Raw genomic sequence first — 17,755 nt, forward strand, 5'->3', positions numbered from 1 at the left:
TAAGCGATCAGAATGCCGTGTTGGGGAATTCCGCTGCCGTCACAAGGGTCTCACCCGCGAATAGAGCCGGACGGCACAAGGCTGTGACTTCGAGCATACGCACGCACGCGACAGCAGCATCGGCAGCATTTGCGAAAGGACCGACGATGAGAGCAATTCCGCCTTTTCCGTCCGATTGTCTGCTGAGCAGAGGGTGCATGTTGTGCACCTGGTCTCGGTTCTGATCCTTGAATCTCGCCCAGGCCGCGGCTGCGGCCGCCTCTGTTTCGAAATGACCAATCACCGCGCCAAAATCGCTGCGCTTGACCTGGCTTCCTCCTCTGCTCTTTGACTTGTCCACCGGGTAGGTCGGGGCAATGACTGCAGGCTGAGGGCTTGTGGGCGTTGCGTTGAAAGCTTCCGGAGGCGGCATCACATCCTGCGGAGGGATGGAGCCGGTTGTCTGCGGATTGCCGCCCGCGTCGGGCAACGTGACTATCCGCACAGGCTCTTGAGTGTCGATATCGATGCCGGGCAAAGGTACCGCCGGCTCCGGGGCGCGGTAGATGCTGATCCGGCGCGGCATGGCCTCCGGTGATGTCCGCAAGGTCTGCAGCTCTGCGGGCGCTGCCTGCACGGATCCGGTCTCAACGGCGGTCTCCCGCCGGGATGCCGCCGTTTTTGGAATCGGCGCCGGGATTGTCGGGCGTGAAACGCTTTGAAGAGGGCCTGTGTCCGGGGCAGTTTTGGTAAGGATCACGCCCGGACGGGGCTGGGCCGGGGGCTTGTCGTTGCCGGCATCGGAAAGCGCTGACCCGGAACCTCTGGTCTGGGCTGCTTCCTGTTCGAGTGCGGCAATTCTGGTGGAATAGGCCAGATTCTGTTCCGTCAGGGCGCTCAGGCGGCGGCGCAGGCCGACGATTTCGCGCTGCAGCACCTCAATCTGGCTGCGGGTCAGTCCAGAAGCATCGCCATAAGGCTGGTTTCCCGGCAACCGCATGATTTCTACCGGCGTCGACGGACCGACGGACCTGATCGAGGCTGTCGTCGAAACATCTCCTCCAGGGGGCAGCGTGAAGGTGCCCGTCAACATTCTTTTGGACGACGACAGCATTGCCTGGCCGCCGAACTGGAAAGAGGCGAGACCGACGGTTCCCATGACTACTGCCGCAAATGCCCATGACAAAAGGCCGATACGCGAAGGCGTGATCGTTTCCCGGATCATCTCCCGGAGCGTCAATTTGGGCAGCGGTTCGTACAAGACGCCTGTTTCCCGAATCCTGTTGGCGAATCTGAGCAAGGTTAGCGTAACAATCGTTAATTATGGTTAACGAAAAGCAAACCAGCGTACGCGGGCAGACAGATCTTTCAATGTTCTGTGGATCGGGGCATATAGAGCGCAAATCGATCCTGCTGCGCCTGCATTTATGACACTGGACCTTTCATGACAGCCCGTTCTTGCCTTTCGATCATTCTTGCCGCCGGTTTGGGGACGCGGATGAAGTCCGATCTCCCGAAGGTCATGCATGAAATCGCCGGCTTGCCGATGGTTGGGCACGTTCTCAATGCGCTCAAGACGGCAGGCTCGGAACGCATTTGCGTTGTCATCGGGCCGGAAACGTCAGCATTGGAAGATTTCATTTCCAAACAGGCCCCCGATGCACGCTGCCACGTTCAACATGAGCGGCTCGGCACCGCACATGCGGTGCTTGCGGCGAAGCCGTCGCTTGAAGTCGACGCCGACGATGTTCTCGTGCTTTTCGGTGACACGCCACTGGTGACGCCTGAAACGGTTGCGAAGGTTCGCCAGGCGCTGGCGGACGGCGCCGATCTCGCGGTTCTCGGGTTCGAGACCGGCAATCCGTTCGGATACGGACGGCTGTTGACAGAAAACGGTTGTCTCGTGGCCATCCGTGAGGAAAAGGATGCCACGGAGGAAGAGCGCAGGATCACATTCTGCAATTCCGGCATCATGGGATTTTCTGGGTCGCAGGCGCTCTCCCTGCTGGAAGCGATCGGCAACGATAACGCCAAGGGTGAATACTACCTCACCGATGCCGTCGAAATCGCGAACGGGCGCGGGCTGAATGTGGTGTCGGTCATCGGCTCGCAGACCGAAACGCAGGGCATCAACACACGGGCGCAGCTTGCTTCCTGCGAAGCTGATTTTCAGGACAGGATGCGCCGGGCAGCGATGGACAACGGCTGCACGCTCCTGGCGCCGCAGACCGTGTTTTTCTCCCACGATACGCATCTGGAAGCGGATGTGATCGTTGAACAGAATGTCGTTTTCGGTGCCGGTGTGAAAGTGGCAAGCGGGGCGCGTATTCGCGCCTTCAGCCACCTGGAAGGGGCGGTTGTCGGGTCCGGAAGCATCGTTGGACCCTATGCCCGTCTGCGTCCCGGGGCAGTTCTTGGGGCCGATACTCGCGTCGGGAATTTCGTCGAAGTCAAGAACGCGACATTCGGGGCAGGCGCCAAGGCCAATCACCTCAGCTATATTGGTGATGCCAGTATCGGGGCCAAATCGAATATCGGCGCAGGTACGATCACCTGCAATTACGATGGGTTCCTGAAGCACAAAACTGAGATCGGTGAGGGCAGTTTCGTCGGCTCCAACTCGACGCTGGTTGCCCCGGTCAATCTTGGCGATGGCGTGTTCGTGGCAGCCGGAAGTGTCATTACCGACGACGTGGCGCAAGACGCCCTCGCGTTCGGGCGCTCGCGACAGGTTGTCCGGGAAGGCAAGGCCAAGGATCTGCGCAAGCGGCTCAAGGCGGAAAAAGACGGAAAATCGTGAAAACGGTTCGAGGAGCCCCGTCCTCTGTCACGTTCTGAAACAGGGTTTGATTTCAGTATCCGCCGGGCTGTCGTCTAAGCCATTGCGGCCGATTGGTTGTTCTTGAAAAGGTTTTCTGCATGTGTGGAATTATTGGTGTTCTAGGCAAGGTCGAGGCCGCTCCGCGGATCGTGGATTCCCTCAAACGGCTTGAGTACCGGGGATATGATTCCGCTGGGGTTGCGACCCTCGTCGACGGGGCGCTCGTCAGGCGCCGTGCGGAGGGCAAACTTCGAAACCTTGAGGCGGTGCTGGAAAAAACACCCCTGAAAGGGCACTCCGGCATTGGCCATACGCGATGGGCAACCCATGGTGCTCCAACCGTTTGCAACGCGCATCCGCATCAGGCCGGTTCTGTGGCCGTCGTTCACAACGGGATCATTGAAAACTTCCTTGAGCTTCGCGAGGAGATCGTTGCAGCCGGGGCCGTGCTGGATACGGACACAGACACGGAAGTCGTGGCCCATCTGATCAATCTGGCGATGTTGAACGGCCTGTCCGCCCAGGATGCGGTCGCCGCGGTTCTGCCGCGCCTGAAGGGTGCTTTCGCGCTGGCATTGCTCTTTGCCGGTGAGGACGATCTTCTGATCGGCGCCCGCAAGGGGTCCCCGCTTGCGATCGGCCACGGCGACGGTGAAATGTTCCTCGGATCGGACGCGATTGCCCTGTCTCCCTTCACGGATCGCATCACCTATCTGGAAGAGGGCGACTGGGCGGTGATTACCCGGTCCGGCGTCAGGATATTCGATCAGAACAACCAGCCGGTCGAGCGTCCGGAAGCAAAGTCGGCGGTCACCTCCAGCCTGATGGACAAGGGCAACTACAAGCACTTCATGGCCAAGGAAATCCACGAACAGCCGGAAGTTCTCGGACACACGCTGTCGCGCTATTTCGACTACAGCACGAACCAGGCCAGGGTGGCCGGTGCGGAGCAACTGAACTTCAAGAACCTGTCACGCCTGATCGTCACTGCATGCGGAACGGCCTATCTGGCGGGGCTGGTTTCAAAATACTGGTTCGAAAAATACGCCCGTCTTCCGGTTGAGATCGATATCGCCAGCGAGTTCCGCTACCGCGAAACGCCGGTCAGCGGCAGGGACACGGCGCTGTTCATTTCCCAGTCCGGAGAAACCGCCGACACGCTGGCGTCGCTGCGCTATTGCAAGGAAAACGGAGCGGCTATCGGTGCGATCGTCAACGTGCCGGAAAGCACCATCGCGCGCGAATCCGACATGGTCTTTCCGACGATCGCCGGTCCGGAAATCGGCGTCGCCTCTACGAAGGCGTTTACCTGCCAGCTTGCCGTTCTGGCCGCCCTCGCGCTGCAGGCGGGCCGGGAACGCGGTGTGCTTTCGGCCGAAAGGGAACGGGAACTGGTGGCCGAGCTCACCGAAGTGCCAAGCCTTGCCCTGAAGGCGCTTGCCGCAGAGAGTGACATCGAGAAGCTGGCGCTGCCCCTGTCAAAAGCCTCCGACGCGCTCTACCTCGGTCGGTCGACCAGCTACCCCCTTGCGCTGGAAGGCGCCCTGAAGCTCAAGGAGCTTTCCTACATTCACGCGGAAGGCTATGCGGCTGGTGAACTCAAGCACGGGCCGATTGCATTGATCGATGAAAACATGCCGGTTTTTGTCATCGCACCGCATGACGCCATCTTCGAAAAAACTGTCTCCAACATGCAGGAAGTTGCGGCTCGCGGTGGCCGGATCGTTCTCATAACGGATGCCCTCGGAGCGTCGGAGAGCGGCAATGCGGCACAGAATGTCGTTATCATGCCGGAGATGTCCGACATCGTCGCGCCGATCATCTATGCGCTTCCCGTGCAGATGATCGCCTATCATACGGCCGTCTTCATGGGGACCGACGTCGATCAACCGCGCAATCTGGCAAAGTCGGTCACGGTGGAATAAACGGTGGGAAACGGTGAAGGTCCCAGGATCGTCCCGTTCGAGGAGCGGTTTCGGGGAGAGGTGATTGCCTTGTGGGAGAAATGCGGTCTGACCCGGCCCTGGAACGACCCAGACAAAGATATTGACCGCAAGCTTACGGACCGCAACGGCGCTTTTCCGGTGCTCTTGCTGAACGGGAAGGTCATTGGATCGGTAATGGTCAGTTATGACGGTCATCGCGGCTCGATCTATTATCTCAGCATTGATCCGGCACATCAGACCGGAGGCCTCGGGCAGATGCTCATGGCCCACTGCGAAGACTTTCTCCTCGGACTCGGCTGTCCCAAGGTGAACCTGTTCGTGCGTCGGGGGAACGAAGGTGTGAAGCGGTTTTACGAACAGCTTGGATATGCCGAGGAAGCTGCGGTCCCGCTCGGAAAACGGCTCATTCCGGACAATTAGATCCGTCGTTGTCCGGCCCGGACGGGCGGCTGAGAACGTAAATTGCCGATCCAGTCATGAAGACGGCGACGAGCAAGGCCAGCCACAGGCCGGGGTTGACGGTCAGATAGAACACCGCATAGCCGAAGACCATGCCGGCAAACGCGACCATCTTGATCTTGACCGGGATCGCGCCATGCTCCCGCCAGGCGATCACCGGCGGGCCGAAGACAGGATGGTTCAGCAGTCTTTTTTCGAGTTCAGGTGAGGAGCGTGCGAAACAGGCTGCCGCCAGGATGAAAAAGATGGTACTCGGCAGGATCGGCAAAAACGCACCGGCAATTCCAATCCCCGCAAATCCGGTTCCGAGGATTTTGAATGTGGTGCGCCGCAAGTCTGCCTCCGATTCCGGCAAATTTCGCTTAAATCGCTGAAAAATAAATCATGCGAAGGATACCGCGCCGGGCTTAAGATGCTTATCTAAGTGCGGTCTGGTGAAAAGACAAACGTCAAAAGGGCTTCGAGCGGGTTTCACCCATGAACCGAAACAAACATAAATCAGACGAACCGCAGATAAAAGGCCATCGCCCCGGGGCGGCCACGCGTTTGCGCAACTATTTCCTGACCGGCCTGGTGATCACCGGCCCAATCGGAATTACACTTTGGCTGACGTGGACGATCATCAAATGGGTTGACGGCTGGGTGAAGCCCTTCGTGCCGAAGATCTACAATCCCGATACCTACCTGCCGTTTCCCATTCCGGGCTTCGGATTGATCGTCGCGTTCTTCGTTCTGACCATCGTCGGCTTTCTTGCAGCCAATTTTCTCGGCCGCAGCCTGATTTCGGTCGGTGAGAACATCGTCGGGCGCATGCCGCTTGTTCGTAACATATACAGCGGCTTGAAGCAGATCTTTGAGACGGTACTTGATCAGAGGGGTAGCAGTTTTACGAAGGCTGCGCTGATAGAGTATCCCCGGCGAGGGCTATGGGCGATCGTGTTCATTTCCACCGATACCAAGGGAGAAGTCGAAAGGCGCCTGAAAGATTCCGCGGATACGGTCTCGGTTTTCCTGCCGACCACTCCGAACCCGACCTCCGGGTTCCTGCTGTTCGTTCCCAAGGAAGATGTTGTCGAACTCGACATGAGCGTCGAGGATGCCGCCAAGCTGGTGATTTCGGCGGGTCTCGTCAGTCCGAAATACCCGGATATTCTCGAAGACGCGATCGCCGATCCTTCGAAACTGAAAAAGATGAGAACGTCCGAGGACGCCTGATCAGCCGGCTCGCAACAGGCGGATGGCGGCGTCGCGTCCAAAGAGATAGAGCAGGCAGCGAAGGGCCTTGCCTCGGTCCGAATTGAGATCCGGATCGGTTTCCAGGATCAGACGGGCATCGTCGCGGGCGACTTCCATCAGGTCGGCATGATCCTCCGCCCGGGCTATCCTGAAGCCGGGCGTTCCCGATTGCCGCGTGCCGAGGATTTCACCGCCACCGCGCAACTTCAGGTCTTCTTCTGCAATCAGGAAACCATCGTTTGTCTGGCGCATGATGTTGAGACGCGCGCCCGCAGTTTCGCCGAGTGGGCCTTTGTAAAGCAGCACGCAGGAGGACGGTTTGTCGCCGCGACCGACGCGGCCTCTCAACTGGTGAAGCTGGGCAAGTCCAAAACGTTCCGCATGTTCGATCACGATAATGGTTGCATCCGGCACATCGACCCCGACTTCAATCACCGTGGTCGCGACGAGAATTTTGCACGCGCCGGATTTGAAGTCCGACATGGCGGCGTCCTTTTCGTCCGCGCTCATCCGGCCGTGAACCAGGGCAACCCGCTGTCTCAGGATATGTTCCAGAACCCGGTGGCGCTCTTCGACGGCTGCCAGGTCGATCTTTTCCGATTCCTCAACGAGCGGGCACACCCAATAGATCTTTTGCCCCTCGGCGGTGGCCGCACCGACCCGCGTGATGATTTCGTCCAGCCGGTCCAGCGACACGGATACGGTCGCAACGGGTTTGCGGCCCGCGGGCTTGTCGGTCAGTTTCGAGACATCCATGTCGCCGAAACAGGTCAGCACCAGGGTGCGCGGGATCGGGGTGGCGGTCATGACGAGAACGTCGACACCCTGACCCTTGGAGGAAAGCGCGAGACGCTGGTGGACGCCGAAGCGGTGTTGCTCATCGACGACGACCAGGCCGAGGTTGCGGAAGGTCACGGGGCCCTGAAACAGGGCATGGGTGCCGACCACAAGGTCGATCTCGCCGGCGTCCAGCTGCGCCTGCCGAAGGCGCCTGTCCTTCTGGCTGTCCTTGCCAGTCATCAGGGCGAGGCGAATGCCGGCTTTTTCGCAGAGCGGCGCCATGGAAGCGAAATGCTGGCGGGCGAGAATTTCAGTCGGCGCCATCAGCGCGCCCTGGGCTCCTGTTTCAATGACCTGTGCAAGGGCAGCGAGGGCGACAACGGTCTTGCCGGAGCCGACATCCCCCTGCAGCAGTCGCAACATGCGCACCGGCGTGGCGAGATCCTCGTTGATTTCCCGGATAGCGGTTTGCTGGCTGCCGGTGAGCTGGAACGGCAGGGCATCGATCACCGCCTGCTGCATGGCCCCGCTTGGTGAACGGGCAATTCCGCCGAGCGTGCGCATATGCGCCCGAACCATCGCGAGGGCGAGCTGGCTCGCCAGCAGTTCGTCATAGGCAAGACGTTGCACATAAGGGGAGGCAGGCTCGATGTCGCTGCGCTCCTTGGGCAGGTGGACGGTCCGCAGGGCGTCTGCGAAATCCGGCCACCCTGTCTTGTGCAGATAAGCCTCGTTCATCCACTCCGGAAGCTGGGGCACCTTGTCCAGCGCGGCTTTCACGGCTTTTTGCATCGTCTTGGCGGCCAGGCCCGCCGTCAGCGGGTAGACCGGCTCGATCGTCGGCATCTGCTCGGCTTCGTCCGGCTTCAGCGAATAATCCGGATGAACCATCTGCGGGCGCTCGTTGAACCATTCGACCTTGCCGGAAACGATCCGTCTTTCGCCTTCGGGAAAGGTTTTCTGCAGCCAGTCCAGGCGCGAGTGGAAAAACACGAAGGTGATCTGACCCGTCTCGTCGTGTGCGGAAATCCGGTAAGGCGCCCGGGAATTGCGGGGCGGGGCCATGTGCCGGCCGATGGTGACGTCCAGAGTGACGATGTCACCGTTTTCCGAATAGGCGATGCCGGGCGTGTGGCGCCGGTCGATCAGGCTGTGGGGCAAGTGAAACAGGAGATCGGCGACGGTCGCATCCCGCTCCGGCTGACTTCCGACCAGTCCGGATACCAGTTTGGCGATTTTCGGTCCGATCCCGGGAATCGTCGAGACGGGAGCAAACAGGGGATCAAGGACCGGCGGGCGCATGTTCAGCGTCAAACCTCTGGATGTAGGCAGGCAGGATCGGCAAACATGGCCGGGGGACAGTTCTGCCATGAAGCCGCCTTGGTGCGCAACAATCGGAACATTCTGTGAACTCGGACGCTGACAAGCCGGAACACTGGCGTTATATATCCGGCAAGATCGCTCCCGGGCCGGCTCTCCTGTCGAGAAGAAGACTGTCTTTTGAGTGCCGCCCATCAGTTCCAGTTAGGTTTTTCATGTCCGAGCCCTCCGGCAGCAACACCGATACGTCCTCCCAGGTACGAGACCCGAGGCTCAAGAAGATCCTGTTCAGGTGCTGGCACCGGGGCATGAAGGAGATGGATCTTCTGCTCGGCGGCTTTGCCAATGCCGAGATCGACAGGCTGACGGAAGACGAGATCCGCGAATTGGAGCATCTTCTGACCGCCAACGATCAGGATCTTTATGCCTGGATGACCGGCCGTACGCCTTTGCCCGGGGAGTGGGACGGACCGCTTTACCGACGGATCATTGCCTATCACAAGATCTCCGGCGCTGCCGGAAACGTCACATAATACCAACAAGGACAGACATCCGTGTTTGACAGCCTGCTCAAAGACCAGGCCAACGTCACGCTGGCCGGCGTGCCCGATGGGGCTGAAAGCTATGCACTGGCGCGACTTCTGGCTGAAAGCGGGGCCAAGGGGCTGGCGCTCGTGTTTGTCGCCCGCGACGCCACCCGCATGGCGATGGTCAGCGAAGCGCTGAGTTTTTTCGATCCCGATGCCGAAATCCTGCAGCTTCCGGCCTGGGACTGCCTGCCTTATGATCGGGTCTCGCCCAATTCGGCCATCAGTGCGCGACGGCTTCTGGCTTTGGGGCAACTTGCCCGTGGTATCGATGGCGGCAAAAAGACGATCCTTCTGACCACGTTGAATGCTGCCACTCAGCGGATGCCCGAGCGGTCCTTCATGGCCGAACAGACCTTCTCCATGGCTCCGGGTAACCAGATCGACATGACAGCCATTTCCAGTTGGCTGGAGATGAACGGCTTTTCACGCACGCCGACGGTGCGCGAGACCGGCGAATATGCCGTGCGCGGCGGTATCGTCGACCTGTTCGCGCCGGGAGCCGAAGAACCGGTTCGCCTGGATTTCTTCGGCGATACGCTTGAGTCGATCAGGTCCTTCAATGCCGAAACCCAGAGAACGTCCCGGCAGTTGAAGCGGCTCGATCTGGTGCCGATGAGCGAAGTGGTCTTGTCGGAAGAGGCGATTTCCCGCTTCCGCCGCTCCTATCTGGCGAATTTCGGCGCAGCGAGCCGGGAAGACGTGCTCTACCAGTCAATCAGCGAAGGCCGCCGGTATGCCGGGATGGAGCACTGGCTGCCGCTTTTTCACGACAGGCTGGAAACGCTGTTCGACTATATCGGCGATGCGCCCCTGGTGCTCGACGCCAATGCATCGGACGCGGCGCACGAACGCTTCGAACAGGTCAACGAATATTACAAGGCCCGGCAGGACGCCCGCGAAATGGGATCTGCCGCCGGTACCGTGCCTTACATGCCGGTTGCGCCCGACAGTCTCTATATCACCGAGAAGGAATGGACGGCGGCAATTGCAGACCGGGCCAGTGCCTCCCTCGATCCGTTCACGCCGCCTCCAGGAAGCGGGAAGACTGTTATCGAACTCGGTGGCCGCCAGGGGCGCAGTTTTGCCGCCGAGCGTGCTGCCGGCGATATCAACATCTTCGATGCGCTGACCGTTCATGTGCGCGACTTGCAGAAGACAGGCAAGAAAACCGTCATTGCCTGCTGGTCGGAAGGCTCCCGGGACCGGCTTGGGCAGATCCTCGACGATCACGGTCTTGGATCGGTGAGGCAAGTCGATACCCTCACGCAAGTCGAAGCCCTTCCGAAAAACACCTCGGGCCTGTGCATTCTGGGGATCGAACACGGGTTCGAGCTCAAGGACATCGCCTTCATCGGTGAACAAGACATTCTGGGTGACCGGCTGGTGCGCAAATCGCGCCGGAAAGCCAAGGGCGCCAATGTCATCACCGAGGCGACGGGGCTTTCGGAAGGGGACCTGGTCGTCCATCTCGAACACGGCATCGGCCGTTTCATCGGGCTGAAGACCATTGAGGCAGTGGGTGCACCGCATGACTGTCTGGAACTTCAGTACGCGGGCGGCGACAAGCTGTATCTGCCGGTTGAAAATATCGAGCTTCTGTCCCGTTACGGGTCGGAAGACCAGGAAGCCCAGCTCGACAAGCTGGGCGGCGGCGCCTGGCAGGCGCGCAAGGCGAAACTCAAGAAACGCATTCTGGAAATCGCCGACGGACTTATCAAGACTGCTGCCGCGCGTGCGCTGAAAACTGCGCCTGTGGTGGAGACACCGGAAGGGGTCTACGACGAATTTTCAACGCGCTTTCCTTATGAGGAAACGGACGACCAGCTTTCCGCTATCGACGCGGTTTTCGACGACCTTGCCTCCGGCCGGCCGATGGATCGGCTGGTCTGCGGCGATGTGGGATTCGGCAAGACCGAAGTTGCGCTGCGCGCATCGTTTCTCACGGCGATGTCCGGCCGGCAGGTGGCGGTGGTCGTGCCGACGACGCTCCTGGCGCGCCAGCACTTCAAGACGTTTTCCGAACGTTTTCACGGCCTGCCGATCAACGTCGCCCATGCCTCGCGTCTCGTCCCGGCAAAGCAGCTCACTGAGACCAAAAAAGGTCTTGCGGACGGTTCCGTCGATATCGTGATCGGTACCCATGCTCTGCTCGGCAAATCGATCCAGTTTCGCGATCTCAGCCTGCTGATCATCGACGAGGAGCAGCACTTCGGCGTCAAGCACAAGGAACGGCTGAAGGAGCTGAAGTCGGACGTCCATGTGTTGACCCTGTCTGCAACGCCCATTCCGCGGACCCTGCAGCTGGCGCTGACAGGCGTGCGTGAACTGTCGCTGATCGCGACGCCGCCGGTGGACCGGCTTGCCGTGCGCACCTTCGTTTCGCCCTTCGACCCGCTGGTGGTGCGCGAAGCCCTGCTGCGGGAGCACTATCGGGGCGGCCAGAGTTTTTATGTCTGTCCACGGCTGGCCGATCTGGCGGAGCGGCTGGAATTCCTCAATGAAAACGTTCCGGAGCTCAAGGTTGCGGTCGCCCATGGCCAGATGCCGCCAACGGAACTTGAGGACGTGATGAATGCCTTCTACGAAGGCAAGTACAATGTTCTGCTCTCGACCACGATCGTCGAGTCCGGTCTGGATATTCCCACGGCGAACACGCTGATTGTCCATCGGGCCGACATGTTCGGCCTGTCGCAGCTCTATCAGTTGCGCGGACGGGTCGGGCGGTCCAAAACCAGAGCCTATGCGCTGTTTACCGTTCCGGCGAACAAGACGCTGACGGCGACGGCGGAGCGCAGGCTGAAGGTGCTGCAGTCGCTTGAAACGCTTGGCGCGGGCTTCCAGCTCGCCAGTCATGACCTCGACATCCGCGGGGCAGGGAACCTGCTCGGCGAGGAGCAGTCCGGCCATGTCAAGGAAGTCGGCTTCGAGCTTTACCAGCAGATGCTGGAGGAAGCGGTTGCCCAACTGAAGGATGGCGGTGTCGAAGCCGGTGAGGAGCAATGGTCTCCGCAGATCAATATCGGCACGCCTGTCCTGATTCCGGAGAGTTATGTCGCCGATCTGCAGCTGCGCCTGCAGCTCTACAGGCGCCTGGGGGATGTAACGGAAGCGGAAGAAATCGATTCCTTCGGTGCGGAGCTGATCGACCGGTTCGGCCCGCTGCCGGACGAGGTCCAGCATCTTCTCAAGATTGTCTATATCAAGGGGCTTTGCCGCAAATCGAACGTTGAAAAGGTCGACGCCGGGCCGAAAGGCATCGTCATCACCTTCCGCAACAGCGAATTCGCCAATCCGGCCGGGCTGGTCTCCTATATTGCCGAACAGGGCATTCTCGCCAAGATCCGGCCGGACCAGAAGGTGGTGCTGACAAGGGATTGGGAGAAGACGGACGACCGGCTGAAGGGAACCGCGACGGTTCTGACCAAGCTGGCGCGGCTGGCGGCGGCCTAGGGGAGGGATTGCGGTGGCTTCACTTTAACAGCGAATCCACTTTGCTCAGTATCCTTCGTCCGGCCAGCCTCCCGCGCCGACCAACGGTACGAAGGCGACCTCTCCATGGGATATCGTCTCGTAGTCGGTGTCTGACAGGCGTGTTATTTTCAAAAGCTCCTGATACCGGCTGTTCGAGCCGACCGGAACAACCAGCCGGCCGCCGATCTTGAGCTGTTGCTTCAGGTGGTCGGGAGGGGCCGGTGCGCCGGCCGCAACGGCGATAGCATCGAAAGGGGCTTCGTCGGGATACCCCAGGCTGCCGTCGGCGCAGACCACGCGAACATCCGGATAGCCCGCTTTTACGAGATTTTCTTTCGCGAGCTCAGCCAGTTCCGGCATGCGTTCTATCGTGAAGACCTCCTCGGCAAGTTCCGCCAGTACGGCCGCTGCGTAGCCGCAGCCCGCGCCGATCTCCAGCACCTTGCCGTCACCGGAAAGGTCCAGCAATTCGCATGTCAGCGCAACGATATAGGGTTGGGAAATGGTCTGGCCGAAACCGATCGGCAAGGGGCCGTCATTATATGAAGCGGCCTGCTGTTCGGCGGGCACGAAAAGGTGCCGGGGAACCTTGCGCATGGCGGCAAGGACGCGCCCGTCCCGGATGCCGCGGCCTTCAAGCTGCCGAAGCACCATTTCCTTGCGTTGGGACTTCATCGAATTCACGGCAGTGCTCCAGGCCGGTCACAATATTTGCGTGCATTTGAACGGCTTTCGCAAGACTCTATTAAACCTAAGGCCGCATAGTAAGCGGATAAAGAGGCCACGAGTTCAGCGTTAAGGTCCAAGAGTGCCCCGAGCAGCCACGCGTCAGAGAAAAAAGTCCGTATTCCGCCGGTTGATTACGCCTGCAATCGCCATTGCAGCGCTCGGCTATTTCGGTTTTCATGCCATGAATGGCGAATTGGGACTGGTCGGTCGCGCCATGATCGAGCGGCAGGTCTCCGAGCTGGAAACCGAACTTGCAGCACTCGCCGCCGAACGGCAGGAGCTTCACGCACGGGTCAGCCTGCTGCGTCCGGAGAGCCTCGATCCGGATATGCTGGACGAACGCGCCCGGCTCAATCTCAATGTGGTGCACAGCAATGAACTGGTCGTCCTGAGACCCGGTCACCGTTACGAGATAAACTGAATTTCAGTTCATAATCTCCCCTTAACTCAAATCCAGTTAAAAATTAATTCCAGTAACGGATACAACAATGTATCCGGATTTCGCATTGCGAGATAGATGGATTGGATTGACAGCGGCAACAGGATAAGTTGCTGCTACACGTCTTAGGGGAAACGCCACGTCGAGATGAGGGTAATGGCCGCAACATCAAAGACCACCTCCGCTAGCTCCAAGAGCACCAGCCGGACCCGTAGCTCCGCCAAGAAGGCCGAGCCTGCGATCGCCGAGTTCGATAAGGACCAGGAACTTCACGCTTACCGAGAAATGCTTCTGATCCGCCGATTTGAGGAAAAAGCCGGACAGTTGTACGGCATGGGCCTCATCGGCGGATTTTGTCATTTGTACATCGGTCAGGAAGCCGTCGTCGTTGGCCTGCAGATGGCCAAGAAGGACGGTGACCAGATGATAACCGGTTACCGCGACCATGGTCATATGCTGGCAATGGACCTCGATCCGAAAGGCGTCATGGCCGAGCTGACCGGGCGCCGTGGCGGCTTGTCGAAAGGCAAGGGCGGTTCGATGCACATGTTTTCCAAGGAAAAGCACTTCTACGGCGGTCACGGCATCGTCGGGGCGCAGGTGCCGCTTGGAACGGGGCTCGGATTCGCCAACAAGTACCGTGAGAACGGCAATGTCGCTATGGCGTTCTTCGGCGACGGTGCCTCCAACCAGGGCCAGGTGTACGAGAGCTTCAACATGGCCGAGCTGTGGAAGCTGCCGGTCGTTTACGTGATCGAGAACAACAAATACGGCATGGGAACCAGCGTTGCCCGTGCTTCGGCCACGACCGATCTCTCCAAGCGCGGCGAATCCTTCGGTATTCCGGGCGAGCAGGTTGACGGCATGGACGTGCGTGCCGTCAGTGCGGCGGGCGCGAAGGCGCTGGAATGGTGCCGCTCCGGCAAGGGGCCCTACATTCTCGAGATGATCACCTACCGTTATCGCGGTCATTCCATGTCCGACCCGGCGAAGTACCGCTCCAAGGACGAAGTTCAGAAGATGCGTACCGAGCATGACCCGATCGAGCAGGTGCGCAAGCGCCTTATCGAGAAGAATTGGGCGTCCGAAGACGATCTGAAGGGCATCGACAAGGATGTCCGGGCGCGTGTCGCGGAAGCGGCCGAATTCGCGCAGACAGATCCGGAACCGGACGCGTCTGAACTTTACACCGATATCTTGATTTAAAGCGGGGGTATATCATGCCGATCGACATTTTGATGCCGGCTCTCTCGCCGACAATGGAAGAAGGTAAACTCGCCAAATGGCTCAAGTCAGAGGGCGATACCGTGAGTGCAGGCGATGTGATCGCCGAAATTGAAACCGACAAGGCCACCATGGAAGTCGAAGCGGTCGATGAAGGCACGCTCGGCAAGATCCTGGTTGCCGAAGGCACCGATGCGGTCAAGGTCAACGAGAAGATCGCCATCCTTCTGGCCGAGGGTGAAGATGCAAGCGCGATAGACGCTGCAGCTTCCGCGCCGGCTGCCGAGGCAGCCCCGGCCAAACAGGAAGCGGCGAGTGCTCCGGCGGTTGCCTCCGCACCGACGCCTCAAGCTCCTGCCCCGGAAACGGCGGAAGACCCGGAGGTTCCGGCAGGCACTTCGATGAAGAGCTCCACCGTGCGCGAAGCCTTGCGAGACGCAATGGCGGAAGAGATGCGCCGGGACGGGGATGTCTTCGTGATGGGTGAGGAAGTCGCCGAATACCAGGGCGCCTACAAGATCACCCAGGGCCTTCTGGCCGAGTTCAGCGACAAGCGCGTGATCGATACACCGATCACCGAACATGGCTTTGCCGGTCTTGGTGTCGGTGCGGCGATGGCGGGTCTTCGGCCGATCGTCGAATTCATGACCTTCAACTTTGCCATGCAGGCGATGGACCAGATCATCAACTCCGCCGCCAAGACGCTGTATATGTCCGGTGGCCAGATGGGCGCACCGATCGTCTTCCGTGGTCCGAACGGTGCGGCTGCCCGCGTCGGTGCGCAGCACTCGCAAGACTATGCCGCCTGGTTTGCGCATGTGCCAGGCCTCAAGGTGGTCCAGCCCTACTCGGCAGCGGACGCCAAGGGGCTGCTGAAAGCCGCAATTCGCGATCCGAATCCCGTCATCTTCCTGGAAAATGAAATCCTCTACGGGCATTCCTTCGAGATCCCGGACATGGACGATTTTGTCCTGCCGATCGGCAAGGCGAAGATCGAGCGCGGTGGAACGGACGTCACGCTGGTGTCCTGGGGCATAGGCATGACCTACGCCATGAAGGCTGCTGAAGAGCTGGCCGGAATGGGGATTTCGGCAGAAGTCGTCAATCTGCGCACGATCCGTCCGCTGGATATCGACACGGTTCTGGCTTCGGTGCGCAAGACAGGCCGACTCGTCACCGTGGAAGAGGCTTTCCCGATGTGTTCGGTCTCGTCGGAAATCGCCTTCCAGGTGCAGGAGAAAGCGTTCGATTATCTCGATGCACCGATTGCTCGCGTGACCGGCAAGGACGTTCCGATGCCTTATGCGGCAAACCTGGAAAAGCTGGCGCTGCCGAATGTCGGTGAAGTCATCGATGCGGTCAAAGCCGTAACCTATACAGCCTGAGGCGCGGGAGACGGACATGCCAATCAATATCACCATGCCGGCCCTTTCTCCGACCATGGAGGAGGGCAACCTGGCCAAGTGGCTGGTCAAGGAAGGCGACAAGGTTTCCGCCGGCGATGTCATCGCCGAGATAGAAACCGACAAGGCCACGATGGAAGTCGAAGCGGTGGACGAAGGCACGGTCGGCAAGATCGTCGTGCCCGAGGGCACTGCCGGGGTGAAGGTCAACGCGTTGATCGCCGTGCTTCTGGAAGACGGTGAGGATGCCGGCGCGATCGATACGTCCGGTGGCGGCGGTGCATCTGCCGCTGCACCAAGTGCCGACAAAGTTCCTGCGGTTCCCAACAGCGCGCCGGCGATAGAAGTCGGTGCCAAGGCTGTGAGCGATCCGGTTCCGGCACCGAAGACCTCGGGCGGAGAGCGGATTTTTTCCTCGCCTCTGGCGCGCCGTCTGGCCCAGTTGAATGGCCTCGACCTGAAGGCCTTGTCCGGTTCCGGCCCGCATGGGCGGATCGTCAAGCGCGATATCGAGGCGGCACTTGCCGCAGGTACCGGCAAGGCGGCTCCGGCGGCGGCCGAAGCTCCCAAGGCGGCCGCGGCTCCGGCGGCAGGTCAGTCTGCCGATCAAGTGCTGAAACTTTTCGAGGAAGGCTCTTACGAGCTCGTGCAGCATGACGGCATGCGCAAGACCATCGCCAAGCGTCTGACGGAGTCCAAACAGACCATCCCGCATTTCTACGTTACCGTGGATTGTGAGCTGGACGCGCTTCTGGCGCTGCGGGCGCAGCTGAACGACTCGGCTTCGAAGGACAAGGACGACAAACCTGCCTACAAGCTTTCGGTCAACGACATGATCATCAAGGCACTGGCGCTGTCGCTTCGTGACGTGCCCGATGCAAACGTGTCCTGGACCGATAGCGACATGGTGATGCACAAGCATGCCGATGTCGGTGTTGCCGTGTCGATCCCGGGCGGTCTCATTACCCCGATCATCCGGCGCGCGGAAGAAAAGTCGCTGTCCGTCATCTCCAACGAGATGAAGGACCTCGGCAAGCGGGCGAAGGAACGCAAGCTGAAGCCGGAAGAATACCAGGGCGGCACGACGGCTGTTTCCAACATGGGCATGATGGGTGTGAAGAACTTCTCAGCCGTGGTGAACCCGCCGCATGCCACCATTCTGGCGATCGGTGCAGGGGAACAGCGTGCCGTGGTCAAGGACGGCGAACTGGCCGTGGCCACCGTCATGAGCGTGACGCTCTCCACTGACCACCGTTGCGTGGACGGTGCGCTCGGGGCGTCCGTGCTTGGCGCGTTCAGGGGCTACATCGAAAATCCGATGAGCATGCTTGTCTGAAGCAGCCCTCCGGCGCGGCACC

Annotated in this window: 14 protein-coding genes; 10 read left to right on the forward strand and 4 right to left on the reverse strand. The window is 60.0% G+C overall.

The features are described 5' to 3' along the window. Positions 1–7: 7 nt before the first annotated feature. On the reverse strand, positions 8–1,240 hold the full coding sequence (locus Q1B40_RS09280) for an SPOR domain-containing protein (RefSeq protein WP_299812893.1): 1,233 nt from the start codon (positions 1,238–1,240) through the stop codon (positions 8–10). A gap of 183 nt (positions 1,241–1,423) precedes the next feature. On the opposite strand from Q1B40_RS09280, the gene glmU reads away from it, so the two are divergent. The 3 genes from glmU (at position 1,424) to Q1B40_RS09295 (ending at position 5,166) form a co-directional block, all read left to right on the forward strand. Next, positions 1,424–2,779 carry a bifunctional UDP-N-acetylglucosamine diphosphorylase/glucosamine-1-phosphate N-acetyltransferase GlmU gene (gene glmU / locus Q1B40_RS09285; RefSeq protein WP_299812896.1) on the forward strand — a complete coding sequence of 452 codons (1,356 nt, stop codon included), beginning with the start codon at positions 1,424–1,426 and terminating at the stop codon, positions 2,777–2,779. Between the two features lie 119 nt (positions 2,780–2,898). Next, entirely contained in the window at positions 2,899–4,725 is a 1,827-nt protein-coding gene (gene glmS / locus Q1B40_RS09290) for a glutamine--fructose-6-phosphate transaminase (isomerizing) (RefSeq protein WP_299812899.1), read from the forward strand. 3 nt (positions 4,726–4,728) lie between these two features. Continuing rightward, on the forward strand, positions 4,729–5,166 hold the full coding sequence (locus tag Q1B40_RS09295) for a GNAT family acetyltransferase (RefSeq protein WP_299812902.1): 438 nt from the start codon (positions 4,729–4,731) through the stop codon (positions 5,164–5,166). Here the strand turns inward: Q1B40_RS09295 and Q1B40_RS09300 are convergent. Then, positions 5,150–5,539: a YbaN family protein gene (locus tag Q1B40_RS09300; RefSeq protein ID WP_299812905.1), complete on the reverse strand. Its 390-nt coding sequence runs from the start codon at positions 5,537–5,539 to the stop codon at positions 5,150–5,152. The two genes, Q1B40_RS09295 and Q1B40_RS09300, sit on opposite strands and share 17 nt — an antisense overlap. 143 nt (positions 5,540–5,682) lie before the next feature. Here Q1B40_RS09300 and Q1B40_RS09305 point away from each other — a divergent pair, with 143 nt between their 5' ends. Continuing rightward, a complete protein-coding gene (locus tag Q1B40_RS09305; RefSeq protein WP_299812908.1) occupies positions 5,683–6,420 on the forward strand; it encodes a DUF502 domain-containing protein in 738 nt (245 codons plus the stop codon). Here Q1B40_RS09305 and recG read toward each other — a convergent pair whose 3' ends face one another. Continuing rightward, the gene (gene recG / locus Q1B40_RS09310; RefSeq protein ID WP_299814849.1) at positions 6,421–8,523 is read right to left on the reverse strand and encodes an ATP-dependent DNA helicase RecG; all 2,103 of its coding nucleotides are present in this window, start codon (positions 8,521–8,523) and stop codon (positions 6,421–6,423) included. Between the two features lie 233 nt (positions 8,524–8,756). Here recG and Q1B40_RS09315 point away from each other — a divergent pair, with 233 nt between their 5' ends. Next, complete coding sequence (locus tag Q1B40_RS09315; RefSeq protein ID WP_299812911.1) at positions 8,757–9,074, forward strand: succinate dehydrogenase assembly factor 2; 318 nt, start codon at positions 8,757–8,759, stop codon at positions 9,072–9,074. A gap of 21 nt (positions 9,075–9,095) precedes the next feature. Continuing rightward, entirely contained in the window at positions 9,096–12,581 is a 3,486-nt protein-coding gene (gene mfd, locus Q1B40_RS09320) for a transcription-repair coupling factor (protein ID WP_299812914.1), read from the forward strand. 45 nt (positions 12,582–12,626) lie between these two features. Here the strand turns inward: mfd and Q1B40_RS09325 are convergent, their stop codons facing one another. After that, entirely contained in the window at positions 12,627–13,277 is a 651-nt protein-coding gene (locus Q1B40_RS09325) for a protein-L-isoaspartate(D-aspartate) O-methyltransferase (RefSeq protein ID WP_299814852.1), read from the reverse strand. Between the two features lie 181 nt (positions 13,278–13,458). Here Q1B40_RS09325 and Q1B40_RS09330 point away from each other — a divergent pair, with 181 nt between their 5' ends. The 4 genes from Q1B40_RS09330 (at position 13,459) to Q1B40_RS09345 (ending at position 17,733) form a co-directional block, all read left to right on the forward strand. Next, positions 13,459–13,752 carry a septum formation initiator family protein gene (locus Q1B40_RS09330; RefSeq protein WP_299812917.1) on the forward strand — a complete coding sequence of 98 codons (294 nt, stop codon included), beginning with the start codon at positions 13,459–13,461 and terminating at the stop codon, positions 13,750–13,752. Positions 13,753–13,926: 174 nt separating this feature from the next. Next, the gene (pdhA, locus tag Q1B40_RS09335) at positions 13,927–14,976 is read left to right on the forward strand and encodes a pyruvate dehydrogenase (acetyl-transferring) E1 component subunit alpha (protein ID WP_299812921.1); all 1,050 of its coding nucleotides are present in this window, start codon (positions 13,927–13,929) and stop codon (positions 14,974–14,976) included. A 14-nt stretch (positions 14,977–14,990) separates the two neighbouring features. Beyond that, positions 14,991–16,379: a pyruvate dehydrogenase complex E1 component subunit beta gene (locus tag Q1B40_RS09340; protein WP_299812924.1), complete on the forward strand. Its 1,389-nt coding sequence runs from the start codon at positions 14,991–14,993 to the stop codon at positions 16,377–16,379. A 16-nt stretch (positions 16,380–16,395) separates the two neighbouring features. After that, complete coding sequence (locus tag Q1B40_RS09345) at positions 16,396–17,733, forward strand: pyruvate dehydrogenase complex dihydrolipoamide acetyltransferase (protein ID WP_299812927.1); 1,338 nt, start codon at positions 16,396–16,398, stop codon at positions 17,731–17,733. Positions 17,734–17,755: the final 22 nt, after the last annotated feature.

The organism is uncultured Roseibium sp., assembly GCF_947496995.1.
GTDB lineage: Bacteria > Pseudomonadota > Alphaproteobacteria > Rhizobiales > Stappiaceae > Roseibium.

Excerpts from the sequence above, each read along its gene's own strand:
- glmS (WP_299812899.1), top strand. The coding sequence starts at position 2,899 with ATGTGTGGAATTATTGGTGTTCTAGGCAAGGTCGAGGCCGCTCCGCGG.
- Q1B40_RS09340 (WP_299812924.1), top strand. The coding sequence starts at position 14,991 with ATGCCGATCGACATTTTGATGCCGGCTCTCTCGCCGACAATGGAAGAA.
- Q1B40_RS09315 (WP_299812911.1), top strand. The coding sequence starts at position 8,757 with ATGTCCGAGCCCTCCGGCAGCAACACCGATACGTCCTCCCAGGTACGA.
- Q1B40_RS09325 (WP_299814852.1), bottom strand. The coding sequence starts at position 13,277 with ATGAAGTCCCAACGCAAGGAAATGGTGCTTCGGCAGCTTGAAGGCCGC.
- recG (WP_299814849.1), bottom strand. The coding sequence starts at position 8,523 with ATGCGCCCGCCGGTCCTTGATCCCCTGTTTGCTCCCGTCTCGACGATT.
- Q1B40_RS09345 (WP_299812927.1), top strand. The coding sequence starts at position 16,396 with ATGCCAATCAATATCACCATGCCGGCCCTTTCTCCGACCATGGAGGAG.
- glmU (WP_299812896.1), top strand. The coding sequence starts at position 1,424 with ATGACAGCCCGTTCTTGCCTTTCGATCATTCTTGCCGCCGGTTTGGGG.
- pdhA (WP_299812921.1), top strand. The coding sequence starts at position 13,927 with ATGGCCGCAACATCAAAGACCACCTCCGCTAGCTCCAAGAGCACCAGC.
- Q1B40_RS09305 (WP_299812908.1), top strand. The coding sequence starts at position 5,683 with ATGAACCGAAACAAACATAAATCAGACGAACCGCAGATAAAAGGCCAT.